Genomic DNA, 14,068 nt, shown 5'->3' with positions numbered 1-14,068 from the left:
GGGGGGGGGGGGGGGGGGGGGGGGGGGGGGGGGGGGGGGGGGGGCAAGTTGCGGGGTTGGTCCCAGTTTTTGGGGAAGTTGCGAGTGTTGAGGTAGGGGTTGTCGTCGATGGTCCAGGTGAGCATGTTGCGACGGGCGCTGTGAAGCTGATCGTCGGTTAGACGCTCTCGGTAGTAGAGGGCGTGTTGCTTCGCGACGCTCAAGGTGCCGGGCTTGAAGTCGCAGGGCAGGAGCTGGGAGTTACGTGTGGCGTGGGCACCCGGGATGATCTCGGTGATGACCCAGGTCGCGTTGGCGAGTTGCTCGTCGGTGACGCCGTTGCCGTGGTGAATGCCGAGCAGCGTTGCCAGCGGCGTCTTGCCGCGGACGAGGACAAGGACCGGGTCGTCATCGACGAGGGGGCGAACCTGATCGACGAAGTGGAGCGCATCGCCGGTCCAACGCGTCTCGGCCTCGACGCCGCGGGTGACGGCGTTGCGGGCGACGACGCCGCCGTAGGCGAACGCTGCAACCGCCGGCAGGGCGACGACGAGCGGGCCGACTCTCGGCAGCCGACGCGCGACGGCCTGGGCGAAGGTCGTCAGGAACCACGCCGCCAGCAGGCCGCCGGGAATCATCGCGGGGAAGATGTAATCGACGCGCTTTCCCGACGAGAACGAGACGCCGAAGAGGACGATGAGGCACCAGATGGTGGCGGCGAAAGGGAGGGTGTTGCGCGCGTCGGACCAGCGTCGCGTGGCGACGCGGCTGCGGAGAGCCAGAGCCGCGCCGGCGAGGGTGAACGGAACCCACGCGAGCGTCTTGCTCGCGAACCAGACCCAGCCCTGCCACCAGGGCTTGGCGAAGCCCTCGGGCGTGGCCGAGCCGATGCGGTCGACCAGCTCGGCACCGAGCAGCACCCGGCGAACGTGGTCGGCGTCGGTCATCCAGGCGGCAAGCAACCAAGCACCGACAGGCAGCACGCACAGCGGCAGTCCGATCAGCGGTCGCAGCCGGCGGACGTCGCCCGGCCTGCCGAGTGTCAGCGGCAGCACGAGCCCGAACGCGATCGCGAGCAATGCCATCGGCCCTTTGGTCAGCGCCGCGGCGGACACGCTGGCCCAGAAGGCGAATGCCCACCACCGGTCTCGCTTCGGGCGTTCCTTCGCCAAGAGCAGCACGCAGGCGACCGCGAACGCGGCCGTCAGGAAGAACGCTTGGAGCATGTCAGGTCGAGCGCGGAACGCCAGGTCGACGGCGGTCCGGTTGTTCATCCACAGCACGGCTGCGAGACTCGCCAACGTCCAGCTGCCACCGAAGCGACGCACCAGCCACGCGAGAACGCCGGCCGTCCCGACGGCACCGAGGACGCTGGGGAGTTTGAGCACGAACGGATGCCACGAGCCGGTGACGAGCACCGCGACGCTGCCGATCCAGTTGTACAGCGGCGGCTTGGTGGCCGGCTGGTGCAGCATGTCACGCGGCAGCGCGAGCCGGCCGTGCAGCACCATGTCGGCCGTGTAGCTGACGGTCTTTGGCTGGTCCTTGAAGTAGAGGTCGGCGGTGAAGAGCCACTGGCAGCCGAGTAGGACCAGCAGCGTGACTAGGGCGATCAGCGTCGGCAAAACAACGGCATCGCGACCCGTCACGCGATCGGATGGGATCGTCGCATCCGTCATCCTGAACGAGCGTAGCGAGTCGAAGGACCTCGTTTTGTTCTGCGCAATCGCACGGCGAGGTCCCTCGGCTGCGCTCGCGGTGACGGACGCGACCGCTATCGCAGCAAGCCGCGGCTGCGGAGTTGGGTCAGGACCAGCTCGTCGAAGGGCGTGTCCGTCGTCGCCAGAAGGTACGAACCGCCGCGGCGGGTGACGTAGTCGCGGACCTTCCGGCAGTACCCGTCGAGGTTGGCCTTGTAGCGACGGAGCAGCGGGGCGGTGATGCTGACCTCGGCCGCGTCGTCGTCTTCAAGGTCGATGAGTTTCAGGTCGCCCTTCATGTCGGGCTCCAGCTCCTGCGGGCTCAGCACCTGCACCACAAAGACGTCGTACCGCCCGGCCAGCAAATACCGCAGGCCCTCTTCGAAGCCGGCCTTGTCGAACAGATCGCCCAAGAGAACGACGACGCCCTTGTTCCGGTGCCGCAGAGCAAAGTCGCGGCAGGCCTTGGCCAGATCGCCAGAACCTGTTGGCTTCTGCTGGTCGAGGAAGTCCAGCAGCCGCGGCACGCTGCGTCTGCCACGCAGGCCGCCCGTGTCGGCGACGACGCCGTCCGCATAGGCGGAGACCGAGACCCGGTTGTAGTTGACGAGCCCGACGTAACCGAGCGCGGCGGCGACGCGGCGTAGGTAGCCGAGCTTGTGCGGGTCGCCGTAGTCGGTGCTCTTGCTGACGTCGACCAGCACGCTGAGCGCGAGGTCCTCTTCTTCGAGGAAGAGCTTGAGAAACAGCTTGTCCAGCCGGGCGTAGGCGTTCCAGTCGATGAACCGCAGGTCGTCGCCGGGGACGTAGTTGCGGAAGTCGGCGAACTCGACGGACTGCCCGCGACGCTTGCTGCGGCGCTCGCCCTTCATCTTGCCCTGGAGGATCTTTCGGCTGTGGACGTCGAGCTTGTCGAGCTTGGCCAGGAACGCCGGATCGAGCCGGAGACGGTCCTCCGAGTCGACGGCGTTCGACGTGGCAACGGCAGTGGCCATGGCGGTCAGGCTACTTGGAGGCGGCTTCTTCTGCCATCGCGATCACATCTTCGACGGAGACCTTGGGCTCCCAGCCCGTCTCGCGCATCAGCAACTCAGACGAAAAGAGCGGCCGATCCGCAGGCCAGTCGTCCGGCATGGGTCGCATCTTGGGATGCCGCTCGGCCAGAAGCTCCTGCAGAGTTCCTCCGCCCTCGGGACGAAGAACCGACTTAGCCGCGACGTTGCGGGCGGCGAAGCCTCCGTCGGGCTCGAGCTCCAGCTTCCACGCGTCGGGCCAGTCGATTGTCAGGCACGTCTCGAAAGCGCGGGCAGCATCGTCAATTGCGAGCCACGCTCCGAGCTCGGTCAGCATCTCGCTCGTCATCTGCTTGTAGCGGAAGTGGTAGTGCAACCGGCGCGGCGAGTTGGTCGCCGGCATTCGCAACGCGACGCCATAGACGCCGTAGCGACGAGCCAACGAATGCAGCTGCAGCTCCGCCGCCACCTTCTGAACGCCGTAGGCCGTGCACGGGCGAACCGGCTCAGACTCATCGAGTGGCCACCGCGCGGGCCCCGAGGATTCGAGTGACGAGGCCATGCCGAACTGCGCGTACACCTGGCAGGAACTCGCGTACACAATTCGCTTCAGACCGACTTCGGCACAGGTCGTCAGAACATTGCCGGTAACCGCCGCGTTGCGGGCATACACGCGATCTTCCCGGTCCGCGTAATTGCTGTTGAGCTCTCCGAGGTGGGCGATTGCGTCGGGCTTGAAGTCATCGAGAATCGGCTCAAACGTCTCTCGAACCGACAGATCCATCAGGCGAAACCGGATACCCTCGGGCAGCGGGACGCGCGGGCGACGAACATCGAGCACCAGAATGTCGTGGCCCGACGATGCCAGGTGCCTGGCGACTGCTCCACCCACATTTCCACTTCCACCTGTGACGACGACCTTCATCGGCCGCGACCCTAGGCGAGCCGTGCCGGACGGGACCCAGCTCCCGGACGCCTTGCCGCTGCCGGCGGGGCGATTTGCCGTCGCCGTCAGCGGAGGGGTCGACAGCGTCGCGCTGCTGCGCTGGGCCATTGATCAGAACCGCGAGCAGGTGGCGTGCGTCGTGCACGTCGACCATGCCGTCCGGCATGAAAGCCACGAGGACGCGGCCTTCGTCGATGAGCTCGCAAAACGACTCGGACTGCCTTGCCACATCGCTCACCTCGACGGAGGCGGGACCGAATCGACGTGGCGACAGGAACGCCTGCGCGTCTTCGGCGACGTCGGTGAGAAGCGAGGCCTCGACGGCGTTCTCGTCGGTCATCACCTCGACGATCGCATCGAAACCGTCGGCCTGCGTCTCCTCCGCGGCAGCCCTGCCAGCGGCACCGCAGGGCTGGCACCGATGCACGCCGACACGACGGTTTCCGGCGTTCGACTGGTCCGGCCGCTGCTCGGTGTGGCGAAGGCGGCGTTGCACGCGTTCCTTCGCAAGCTCGGGCAGGAGTTCCGACAGGACGCAACCAACGACGACGTCTCGAACGCACGTAATCGACTGCGACGTTTGCTGGGTCGGGAGCCCGGGCTTCGAGAAGCGCTGCAGAGTCTGACGGCTGCGGCAGAGGCTGCGGAGCGGTTGATTGAGGAGCGGGCTTCGGAGGTCGCCGCGACGGCCGAGGGGCTCGCTGCGCTCACCGCTAAACCGGACGACCCGGTAATCCGCAGGGTCGCTCGACGGTGGCTTCTGGATCTGGGTGTTCCCGAAGCTGACGCGTCCCCCGAAGTCGTTGATCGCGCAATGAGCGTCCTGTCGCCCAACGGTCCGCCAGCCGTCACGCTGCCCGCCCATATCCACCTCCGCCGCCGTGGACGGAGCGCGGGTGGTGGAACTGAAGTCCGATGGGCCTAGGACGGCTTTGCCGAGGCCGGGCTGCCCCGTTCGCCGAGCCAGATGCCGGCTTCGAAGAGGGCGATGAGGGGGATGATCAGACCCAGCGTGGCGACGATGATGTCGCCGGGCGTGATGGCGCAGGCGGCGACAACCATCACGAAGTAGACGATCCGTCGCTGCTCACGCAACGTCTGCGGTAGGACGATGCCGGTGCGGATCAGGCCCGCCACGAGCAGGGGCATTTGGAAGCTGATGCCAAAGACGACCAGCAGCACGAGCACCAGATTCACGTAGTCCGGCAGCGTGATCATCGGGGCGGCGAGCTTGTTGCTGCCGAAGGCGATGACGCGGGTCTGCCCATCGACGCTCATCTTGAGTCGCTGCGTCGTCTCGTCGAACCACAGCTGAAGCGGCACCGGCTCGGCCGGGTCGCCGGCGAGCGTCGGGATGGTGACGACTTGCTCGGCAGAGACCGGAACCTTCGGCGCGGCATCGAAGCCGGCAGGCAGGTTGATCGTGGTGCCGAAGCCGATGAAGAACTTCAGCGTCAGCGGCAGGATGATGAACCAGACGAACGTCACCCCCGCTGCGAAAAGGAGCAGCGCGACGGGCAGGAACTTGGTCGCCAGCCGACGCTCCTTCGCGTAGAGACCAGTAGCGACGAAGCGCCACGCCTGAAAGATCAACCACGGCCCGCTGATGACGAAAGCCCCGATCATGCTCACCCGCAGGTAGACCATGAACGGGTCCGCCACGCCGGTGAAGAACAGCTGCGGGCTCACGTCCGCCTCGCGCAGCGCCCGAATGAGCGGCCCGGCGATGATGGGCAGCAGGAACGACTTAGCGATGATCAGGCAGCCGAAGAAGGCGACGAAAACGCCGATCAGCCCGAAGATCAGGTGCCTCCGCAGGTCCTCGAGGTGGTCACCCACGCTCATGCGGAACTCGTTGGGATCAAACTCCTCAGCCCGACTGCTCAACCGGGACGTCAGGACGGACACGCGGCAAGCTTAAGAGACCTCGGTTCACGCCGCCATCGCGCGGTCGAAGCTGACGGCGATGGTGCAGCCAGGCTGGTGGGCCTGTTGCTCGACGCGGATGACGCGGCCGCAGGCGTCCCAGCCGCGACCCGACGGGCCGCCGGTGGGCGGGAAATAGACGGCGACGCGTTCGCCGACCTGGAGACGCGACTGGCTGACCGCCCGCATGCCACCAACGCTGACGTCGGCGACGTTGAGGTTCAGGTGCGGCTCACGCAGCGCCTGAATGTCGTTGTCGATGCGTCGGCCGCGAACGCGAAGGCTGATCTGCTGTCGCGGGTGGATGCGGCGATCGTCGTGGCTGGCGAAGTGCGCGGTTCGCTGCGGCTGCGACGCGATGCCGATGCGGCCGACGATGTCGGGTCGATCGTCGTCGGGCGTGGGCAGGTCGAGGTCAGCATCGGTGCCGACGAGGCGAAGTGCGGGCTGTTGCGAGTGGGCGACCATGTCGAAGGCTCCTCCATGAAACGGGCGTGTCGGCCGGGGTTGCGTCGGCCGGGGACCTCCATGGATCGTCGCGTGCAAGGGGTCGCCTTACTTGGCGATACGACGATCTGCCCGCCTCGTCGGCATCGATAACATCGGCCACCACGATGCTGGCACGCCGGTTCGCGGCACGGTGCCACGCCCGAGAATCCTCATTGCGACCAGGATGACGCACTTGCCGTTGCCAAAAGGAATCGTCTCACTCGTCGGTGCCGGCCCCGGCGACCCGGAGCTGCTGACGCTCGCCGGCCGCGATCGCCTCGCTCAGGCAGACGTCGTCGTGTACGACGCGCTGGCGAATTCGGCATTGCTGCGGCATGCGCTGGACGCGCGACACGTCTATGCCGGCAAGCGGGCGGAGCACCATTCGATGACGCAGGACGAGATCAATCGCCTGCTCGTCGACGAGGCCAAGGCAGGGCGGCGCGTCGTACGGCTCAAGGGCGGCGATCCGTTCGTCTTCGGCCGGGGTGGCGAGGAGGCGGAGGCGTGCGTCGAGGCGGGCGTGGCGTTCGAGGTCATCCCCGGCATCACCGCCGCCGTCGCGGCTGCGGCCTACGCGGGCATTCCGGTCACGCACCGCGACCTCAACACGTCGATCACGCTCGTCACCGGTCACGAGAAGGACAAGGCCAAGCAGTCGCCCGATGCCGCCGCGCGCGACGAGGCCGGCAGCGAGGCGACGGACTGGGCCGCGATGGCGAAGCTGCCGCTGTTGTGCGTCTACATGGGCGTCAAGAAGCTCGGCGACCTGTCGGCCAAACTGATCGAGCACGGCAAGTCGCCCGACACGCCGGCAGCGAGTGTCCAGTGGGGCACACTCGGCCGGCAGAAGACCGTCGTTGCCACGCTCGGAACGATTGCTGACGCGATCAAGGCGCAAGGCCTCGGCAGTCCGGCGATCACGTACGTCGGCGAGGTTGTCCGCCTGCGCGAGACGCTGCGCTGGTTTGACAACAGACCCCTCTCCGGCAAGACCGTCGTCGTCACCCGCAGCCGACAGCAGGCGAGCGAGCTGTCGGCCAAGCTGGCGGCGCTCGGCGCGGACGTGGTCGAGGTGCCGACGATTGAGCTTCGGCCGCCGTCGGATCAAGCCGCGGTCGAGCAGGCCTTCGGCGTACTCGAAATGGGTTCGTACGAATGGCTTATCTTCACAAGTCCAAATGGAGTCGTGCGAACGCGGGAGCTGCTTGAAGAGAAGGGCTTCGACTTCAGGTCGTTCTGGATGACGAAAGTCGCGTGCGTCGGCCCGGCAACGGCTCGGACCTGCTGGGACGAACTTCGTCTTCGCGCCGATCTGGTTCCCGACACGTTCGATGGCGATGCCGTGGCTGAAGCGGTGCTTGAGAAGGTCGATGATCCAGCCAAGGCGATGGTGCTGATGCCGCGTGCCGACATCGGCCGCCCGTCCGTCGCCGAGGCGTTCCGGAAGCGTGGCGTTCACGTCGACGACGTCGCGGTGTACGAGACAAAGCAGATCACCGAAGTCGATGCCGACATCGCGGCCCGTGTTGCTGAGGCCGACGTGCTGACCTTCACCAGCGGCAGCACCGCCCGTGGATTCTTTGATCTGCTGCCGAAGCCGGTGAACGCGAAGGTCGTCAGCATCGGCCCGCGGACGTCGGAGGCCGTCGTCGCGGCAGGGCAAACCGTCGACGCCGAAGCGTCTGAGGCGACGATCGATGCCTTGGTTGATGCGACGCTTCACGTGACCGCCACTCCGTCATCCTGAGCGAGCGCAGCGAGTCGAAGGACCTCGTTTGTGCGTTCGAAGCCGGATCCAAGCGAGGTCCCTCGGCTGCGCTCGGGATGACGGATGGAGGCTCAAACGGTCGCCAGGATCGGCTTCGATTCGCGGGCGGGGGCGTCGACGGAGATGTCATCGAACGACTCGGCCGGCTCCCCAACGGGCTCTTCCACTGGAGCGGCTTTCGACTCGGGCCAGACGCCCAAGAGCTTTACGCGCTCAGCCGAGAGGTCGACGAGATTCATCACGCGACGCGAGAGGCGAATGGCCGAGATTTTGTACCGCACCATCAACAGCGCCGGCAGCGTCCAGAGCAGCAGGGCTGGCGGATACAGCCGGACGCTGGCGACCACCGACAGCGCGATGAAGGCGACCAGCATCGCCTTGCCGAAGCCGGTCATCCGGCTGGAGACACGGACGCGGATCAGTCGGCCGTCCGCGTGTTTCTCGTCGACGCTGGCGACGCGGGTCTTCGCCCAACGGCTGCCGAAGAGCTCCAGGTCCCAGTCGTGCCAGCCGGAGTCGTGCCGGACGTGTAGGTTGGCGGCCTTGGCCTCGGCCTCGACGCGTGCGAGCAGGCCGAACCGATCGCGGTCGCCCTGGCCGTCGATCGAGCCCCAGCCGTTGCCCCACCAATAGCGGAGTACCGACTTGTCTGCCGGATCCCTCGGCAACGGGCCATTCCGACGGAAGCTGCCGACGCCGCGACACTTGCCGCGAAGGCGGTAGGCGTATCGGGCCCAACCGCGCGAGATCGGCTGACGCCAGTGCAAGTATGCGACGAGCGGCCGACTCCACCAGCGACGCCGCTTGGGCTCTGGCTGCTGGTAGGCCGCGGCGATCGCGAGGCCGGCGGACGTGAGTTCCATGCCGAGCGCCACTAGCAGCAACGTCGGCCAGGCGATGCCGAGCACGGCGATGAACGCGGCCAGCAGGTGCCACTCCAGGCTCATCAGCACCGCCGCGGCCATGCTGATCGGCCGGCGATAGATCGTCTGGAAGAGCCCGGTGCCCTGGACGCCGTGATAGATGATGTCGCGACCCAGACGCAGTCCGACGCTGCCCGGGCCCTCCGGGCCGTAGATACGGCCGTGCCAGAGGCTGGCGCCGAGCGTGTTGAACCTGTCGGCGTGCTTGAACTGCAGCATCGCCTCGGCCTCGCCGTAGCCGCGCTGCTGCTTGAGGTAGGCCTCGATGCTGTTGCGGCGGTAGTGCCAGACCTGGGCGGCGGGGCTGAAGCCGATGGTGTACCCCTTGTCCTGCAGACGCCAGATGAAGTCGACGTCGTCGCCAGCCTTGCGGTAGCCAGCATCGAAGCCACCGACTTCGAGCGCGACGTCGCGTCGGAAGGCCATGTTGCAGCCGGGCACGTGCTCGGCGGTGCGATCGTCGATCATCACGTGCGTCGGCCCGCCGGGACTCATGCCGACCGCCTCGGCCACGACGCCCGCGTCCGAGTCGCCCTCGTCGGGAATCAGGTTTGGCCCACCCATGCCGGCGTGGCCCGTGCGCTTCATCGCGAGGACGAGGTGGTAGAGCCAGTCCTCGTCAGCTTCGCAGTCGGAGTCGGTGTAAACGACGATCTCGCCCCGCGCTGCGTGCAGGCCGACGTTGCGGGCGAAGCTCAGGCCGTGGTTGGTCTGCTTGATGTTGCGGACGCGTTTGAAGCGGCGGACGATCTCCTGCGTGTGGTCCTTGGAGCCGTCGTCGACGAAGATGACCTCGTAGTCCGGGTAGTTGAGCTGATCGAGGCTGCGCAGGCACGACTCAACGGTCGATGCGCCGTTGTAACTGCAGACGATGACTGAGACCTTCGGCAGCGTGTCCCAGAGCGGCAGGCCGTCGACCATGGCCGTGTGCGGCGCGTCGGCGAAGACGCGGCGCACGGCGTCGAGGGCGGGCTTGACGACGCGCTGGCCTTGCTCGTCGCGGGTCGCCTCGACGACGCCGAACGCCCAGTCGTCGATTCGCCAGCCGTTGACGACCCACTCGTCGGTGAAGCCGAAGACGATTGCCCCGGCCAGCCCTTCGTCGAAGACGGCCCGCAGGTGGCCTTCGAGACGCGTCGCCTGCTCGTCGGGCGTGGCCTCGCGGAGCGTGTCGATGCCGTACTCGCCCAGGACCAGCGGCAACTCGCCCGCCAAGCTCTGCAGCCGGGCGAGGTAGTTGCGGAAGGCACGCTCGTCGTGCAGGTAGACGTTGAACGTGACAAAGTCCGCCTCGCGCGGGCGGATGTATTCGGTGCTCGGGTAGTTGGCGAAGGTGAAGAGGCAGTCTGCGGCGAACCGACGACCCGTCGCCATCAGGTCGTCCAGCAGGGCTTCGGTCTCGGCCGCGCCGTTGAACCGGACGACGTCGGCCGGGATTTCGTTTGCGACACTGATCGCAAAGACCGCCGGGTGGCTGCCGCACGCCTTGGCAGCTTTGCGGACGGCACGCCGTGCTGATGCGCGGACGCGGGTCGAGCCCTCGCCTGAGGCGTAGCTCATGTTGCTCGGCCAGGCGACGTCGACCAGAACCCGCAGCCCCAGCTCCAGACACAGGTCCATGAACCACGTCGGCGGCGTCTGGTAGACGCGGACCACCGTCGCACCGGTGTCGGCCATCTGACGCAGGTCCGCCTCGGCCTCGTCACGCGGAGGAAGTTCGATGCCATCTTCGCCGGCAGCGAATGGGCCGTAGGCGAAGCCTTTGACGTGAAACTTCGGGGCGTCCTGCTCCTGACCGACGCGGAAGAACTTGCCGTCGCGCCGCACGCGAGCGACGCCTTCCTGCTTCGCCGACGGGGCCCGCCGACGGCCCGCAGTCACATCGTCCGGCACATCGGCGACGTCCTGTCGATCGACAACTGCTTGCACCGTGGCGGGCTTGAATGCGAGCATTGCGTCTGGCGGGCGGCCCGGTTTGGCGGCGTGCGATGAGGGAAAGAGGAAAGGAGCGGCAGGAGCGTAACGAGTTTCAAGCAGTTATGGGAACAACAGAATCCGTCGACACCGTCCGATAAGACCGCCTTTGCAGCGCTCTCTGACGTCTCTGTCGTTGACACCGGTCTCACAGCGTCAACACTTCCGCCCATGCCCGACGACTATCAGCCACCGGCCGAGCAGGTCGTCGAAGCCTTCGAGGCCGCACGCGAAGAGCTTCAGCTCCACCCGAATCGCAAGGGTCAGGTCATCGACCTCCCCGCCGAAGGCTCGGCCGTCTTCTCCGGGGACCTGCACGACAACCGGACGAACTGGCGCAAGCTGAAGCACGTCGCCCGGGTCGCAGACGACTCGTCACGACACCTGCTCCTCCACGAGCTGATCCACGGCGACCACTTCGACGACGAGGGCCGGGAGGACTCCTGGCGCATGCTCTTCGAGGCCGTCGAGCTGTTCCTCGACTTCCCGGAGCAGGTCCACTTCGTCCTGGCCAATCACGACCTCGCCCAGATCCATGGCGAAGGCATCTCCAAAGGCGGCCTGAGCGTCTGCGAGGCCTTTACAGGAGCGCTTAAGCGCGACTTCGGTGGCGACAAGGGCCGGGTCGAGGTCGCGATCGTCGAGTTCCTACTGGCCTTGCCGCTGGGCGTGCGGATGAGCGGGGCGGGCCTGTTCTTCTGCCACAGCGTCCCGGGCGAGGAGGAGCTGGACGCCTTCGACTACGACGTCTTCGCCCGCGAAACCCTCGGCGGCCCCGACTACCGCCGCAAGGTCGGCCCGGCCTACCAGCTCATCTGGGGCCGCGGCGCCGGCCCCGACCGCGCCGCCGAGTTCGCCGACGCCGTCGGGGCCGACATCGTCATCACCGGCCACCAACCTCAGGCGACGGGCTACAAGCGCAACGGCGACCGCCACCTCATCCTCGCCAGCGACCACACCCGCGGCGTCTGCCTGGAACTACCGCTCGACAAGAAGCTCGACATGGACGCGATCGAGTCGCGGATCCAGCCCTTCGTGGCGATTGACGACAGTGGGGGAACCTGACGCACTTGTCTCCGGTACCATTTTCTAGTACCGTCTTCTCAGCTGGGCGAAATCGAAGATCGACAGAACGCGAGACGCCGTGTTCGCCAATCCGGTGAACGGCAACATTGCTTGGAAGGACGTCGAGACGATGCTTGATCGCTTGGGCGCAACTAGGCGGGAATTGAGTGGCTCGGCCGTATCTTTCACCCTCGACGGCGTTCGTGCGGTCTTCGATCGGCCTCATCCACGCAAAGAGTGTGGCCGGGGCCTCGTGAAGCGAATTAGGACTTTTCTCTTAAATGCAGGTCACGGACCGGCAACTGATGATTGCAACGCCAGCGAGGAGCAATGATGAACGCGTTCCACCACAAGGGCTATGTCGGCATCATCGATACGTTCGATGACGAACTCGGAATCATGAGCGGAACGGTTCTTGGTATCCGAGACGTTCTTTACTTCGAGGGTGAGACCGTACGCGACGCGAAGGCATCGTTCGTTCACGTTGTCGACGGCTACCTTGAGATTGCGAAGGAGAAGGGCTTCGTCGCTGAGAAGCCAAAGTCCGGCCGCTTCAACCTTCGGGTGAAACCGACTTTGCATCGTCAGATGGAGTCGCTGGCGGCTGCTTCGGGCAAGAGCCTGAACGATTGGATTGAGGAACACCTGGAAGCGGACGTCGAGGAGGAGATGGGCGAACTGATCTCCGCATGATCGGACGCGCTACAGCAACCCCAACCCGTTCGCCGCGATGAAGGCGAGGCCGAGCAGCGCCAGGAAGCCGACGACATCCGTCACGGTCGTCGCGAGGATCGTCGCCGACTGGGCCGGGTCGAAGCCGAGGCGTTTCATGAGAAAGGGGATGCCCGCGCCCGTCGTGCAGGCGAGGGTGTGGTTGATGACCAGGGCCAGGAAGACCACGCCGGCCAGGCCGGAGGCGCGGGCGAAGTCGCCGCTGGTGGTGCCGGTGTAGAGGACGGCGATGACGGCCGTCATGACACCGATGACGAGGCCCGTCAGCAGGCCGCATTTGAATTCGCGGAGGATGACGTGCTTGAGCAGTCGGCGATCGGTGCCCTCCGCGCCGGTGGACAGGCCGCGAACGGCGACGGCCATCGCCTGGGCCGACGCGTTGCCGCCCATGCCGGCGATGATCGGCATGAAGACCGCCAGGATCGGCAGGGCCGCGATCATCCCCGCGAACGCCGCCACCACGCCCGCGGCGGCGAAGCTCGTACCGAGGTTCACGACCAGCCAGCCGACACGCTTCTGAAAGCTCAACTGCCAAGGCGAGTCGAGCCGTTCCTCCGCACCGGCACCGAAGAGCTTGTGGACGTCTTCGGTCGTCTCCTCCTGGAGGACGTCGACGATGTCGTCGACGGTGATGAGCCCGACGAGTCGCCCGCGCTCGTCGACGACGGGCATGGCGAGGTAGTCGTACTTGCGAAACAGGGCGGCGACCTCTTCCTGGTCCATCGTGGCCGGGACGCTGCGGACGCCTTCGATCATGAGTTCGCGCAGCGTGCGGTCGGGCCGGCTGAGGATCATGTCGCGCATCGAGAGCACGCCGACGAGGTGCCCACGCCGATCGACGACGTAGACGTAGAACATCTGCTCGACCTCTTCGCTGAGGCGGCGGAGTGTTTCGATGGCGTCTGCGACGGAGAGGGCTTCGTAGAGGCTGGTGACCTCCGTCGTCATGATCCCGCCGGCCGTGTCGGTCTCGTATTTCTCGAGTGCTTCGACTTCGAGGCGTTCCTCGTGTTCGAGTTCTGCGACGACGTCGTCGTGGGTTTGCTCTTCGCACTCGTCCAGGACGTCGACCCGGTCGTCGGGGTCCATCTCCTCCAGCACGTCCGCGGCCTCGGCGGCGGGCATCGCGCTGACGACCTCGGCCGCGCGATGCGGCTCCATCTCTGCAAGCGCGGCGGCGGCGAGTTCGTCGCCGAGCAGATCGACGGCGGCGGCAGCGCGTTCGGCAGGGACGGCGGAGAAGACGCGGGCTGCGACATGCGGCTCGGCCGCGGCGAGTTCGCTCGCCAGGGCAATCGGGTCTTCGATTTCTTCAATCGCCCGGATCGCGTTGTCGCTTAGGACGCGTGCTTCGTCGATCGAGCCACGTCGTTCCTCGCGTTCGAGGGTTGCGGTGCTCGTCGTGGACTGCTCGTCTCGTTCGGTCACGTCCTGAGGGTAACGCGACCGGTCTTCCGTTCGACGCACGCTCGTGGGAGTGACAACAGACCGAAGCCGAGTGCAGAGCGAAGCGTCGCACCGGGTCCGGACGCATACCCGGTGCGACGCTT

Annotated in this window: 12 protein-coding genes; 5 read left to right on the top strand and 7 right to left on the bottom strand. The window is 66.5% G+C overall.

Annotated features, from left to right (window positions below; all coding sequences use genetic code 11):
- From AAGI46_09640 to AAGI46_09630, 3 genes are all read right to left on the bottom strand, one after another.
- Window positions 1-1,658 (bottom strand): phospholipid carrier-dependent glycosyltransferase (locus AAGI46_09640; GenBank protein MEM1012468.1); only part of this gene is annotated, 1,658 nt, incomplete at its 3' end.
- A 95-nt stretch (window positions 1,659-1,753) separates the two neighbouring features.
- The gene (locus AAGI46_09635; GenBank protein MEM1012467.1) at window positions 1,754-2,674 is read right to left on the bottom strand and encodes a DUF58 domain-containing protein; all 921 of its coding nucleotides are present in this window, start codon (window positions 2,672-2,674) and stop codon (window positions 1,754-1,756) included.
- Between the two features lie 10 nt (window positions 2,675-2,684).
- On the bottom strand, window positions 2,685-3,617 hold the full coding sequence (locus AAGI46_09630) for an NAD(P)-dependent oxidoreductase (GenBank protein MEM1012466.1): 933 nt from the start codon (window positions 3,615-3,617) through the stop codon (window positions 2,685-2,687).
- A 22-nt stretch (window positions 3,618-3,639) separates the two neighbouring features.
- Here AAGI46_09630 and tilS point away from each other — a divergent pair, with 22 nt between their 5' ends.
- Window positions 3,640-4,563, top strand: coding sequence for a tRNA lysidine(34) synthetase TilS (tilS, locus tag AAGI46_09625; protein MEM1012465.1), 924 nt, complete (start codon window positions 3,640-3,642; stop codon window positions 4,561-4,563).
- On the opposite strand, the gene AAGI46_09620 is transcribed toward tilS, so the two are convergent.
- Both AAGI46_09620 and AAGI46_09615 read right to left on the bottom strand, forming a co-directional pair.
- Complete coding sequence (locus AAGI46_09620) at window positions 4,560-5,546, bottom strand: twin-arginine translocase subunit TatC (GenBank protein ID MEM1012464.1); 987 nt, start codon at window positions 5,544-5,546, stop codon at window positions 4,560-4,562. The two genes, tilS and AAGI46_09620, sit on opposite strands and share 4 nt — an antisense overlap.
- 24 nt (window positions 5,547-5,570) lie before the next feature.
- Window positions 5,571-6,032, bottom strand: a complete 462-nt coding sequence (locus tag AAGI46_09615) for a PilZ domain-containing protein (GenBank protein MEM1012463.1) — start codon at window positions 6,030-6,032, stop codon at window positions 5,571-5,573.
- A 220-nt stretch (window positions 6,033-6,252) separates the two neighbouring features.
- Here AAGI46_09615 and cobA point away from each other — a divergent pair, with 220 nt between their 5' ends.
- Window positions 6,253-7,803: a uroporphyrinogen-III C-methyltransferase gene (gene cobA / locus AAGI46_09610; GenBank protein ID MEM1012462.1), complete on the top strand. Its 1,551-nt coding sequence runs from the start codon at window positions 6,253-6,255 to the stop codon at window positions 7,801-7,803.
- 92 nt (window positions 7,804-7,895) lie between these two features.
- Here the strand turns inward: cobA and AAGI46_09605 are convergent, their stop codons facing one another.
- Window positions 7,896-10,676 (bottom strand): glycosyltransferase, encoded by a 2,781-nt coding sequence (locus tag AAGI46_09605; protein ID MEM1012461.1) that lies wholly within the window; start codon window positions 10,674-10,676, stop codon window positions 7,896-7,898.
- A gap of 216 nt (window positions 10,677-10,892) precedes the next feature.
- On the opposite strand from AAGI46_09605, the gene AAGI46_09600 reads away from it, so the two are divergent.
- The 3 genes from AAGI46_09600 (at window position 10,893) to AAGI46_09590 (ending at window position 12,479) form a co-directional block, all read left to right on the top strand.
- Window positions 10,893-11,786, top strand: a complete 894-nt coding sequence (locus AAGI46_09600; protein ID MEM1012460.1) for a metallophosphoesterase — start codon at window positions 10,893-10,895, stop codon at window positions 11,784-11,786.
- 79 nt (window positions 11,787-11,865) lie between these two features.
- The gene (locus AAGI46_09595) at window positions 11,866-12,120 is read left to right on the top strand and encodes a type II toxin-antitoxin system HicA family toxin (protein MEM1012459.1); all 255 of its coding nucleotides are present in this window, start codon (window positions 11,866-11,868) and stop codon (window positions 12,118-12,120) included.
- The gene (locus tag AAGI46_09590) at window positions 12,117-12,479 is read left to right on the top strand and encodes a type II toxin-antitoxin system HicB family antitoxin (protein MEM1012458.1); all 363 of its coding nucleotides are present in this window, start codon (window positions 12,117-12,119) and stop codon (window positions 12,477-12,479) included. Before AAGI46_09595 ends, AAGI46_09590 begins: the two co-directional genes overlap by 4 nt.
- A gap of 9 nt (window positions 12,480-12,488) precedes the next feature.
- Here AAGI46_09590 and mgtE read toward each other — a convergent pair whose 3' ends face one another.
- Complete coding sequence (gene mgtE / locus AAGI46_09585; GenBank protein ID MEM1012457.1) at window positions 12,489-13,946, bottom strand: magnesium transporter; 1,458 nt, start codon at window positions 13,944-13,946, stop codon at window positions 12,489-12,491.
- Window positions 13,947-14,068 lie beyond the last annotated feature (122 nt).

It is taken from the genome of Planctomycetota bacterium, assembly GCA_038746835.1.
Lineage (GTDB): Bacteria > Planctomycetota > Phycisphaerae > Tepidisphaerales > Tepidisphaeraceae > JBCDKH01.
Note: the sequence above shows the minus strand (reverse complement) of the source record. Positions and strands in the feature narration are given on the sequence as shown.

What these genes read in the sequence shown, in the direction of transcription:
- AAGI46_09635 (MEM1012467.1), bottom strand. Translation starts at nt 2,674, where the DNA reads ATGGCCACTGCCGTTGCCACGTCGAACGCCGTCGACTCGGAGGACCGT.
- AAGI46_09630 (MEM1012466.1), bottom strand. Translation starts at nt 3,617, where the DNA reads ATGAAGGTCGTCGTCACAGGTGGAAGTGGAAATGTGGGTGGAGCAGTC.
- AAGI46_09615 (MEM1012463.1), bottom strand. Translation starts at nt 6,032, where the DNA reads ATGGTCGCCCACTCGCAACAGCCCGCACTTCGCCTCGTCGGCACCGAT.
- AAGI46_09600 (MEM1012460.1), top strand. Translation starts at nt 10,893, where the DNA reads ATGCCCGACGACTATCAGCCACCGGCCGAGCAGGTCGTCGAAGCCTTC.
- AAGI46_09590 (MEM1012458.1), top strand. Translation starts at nt 12,117, where the DNA reads ATGATGAACGCGTTCCACCACAAGGGCTATGTCGGCATCATCGATACG.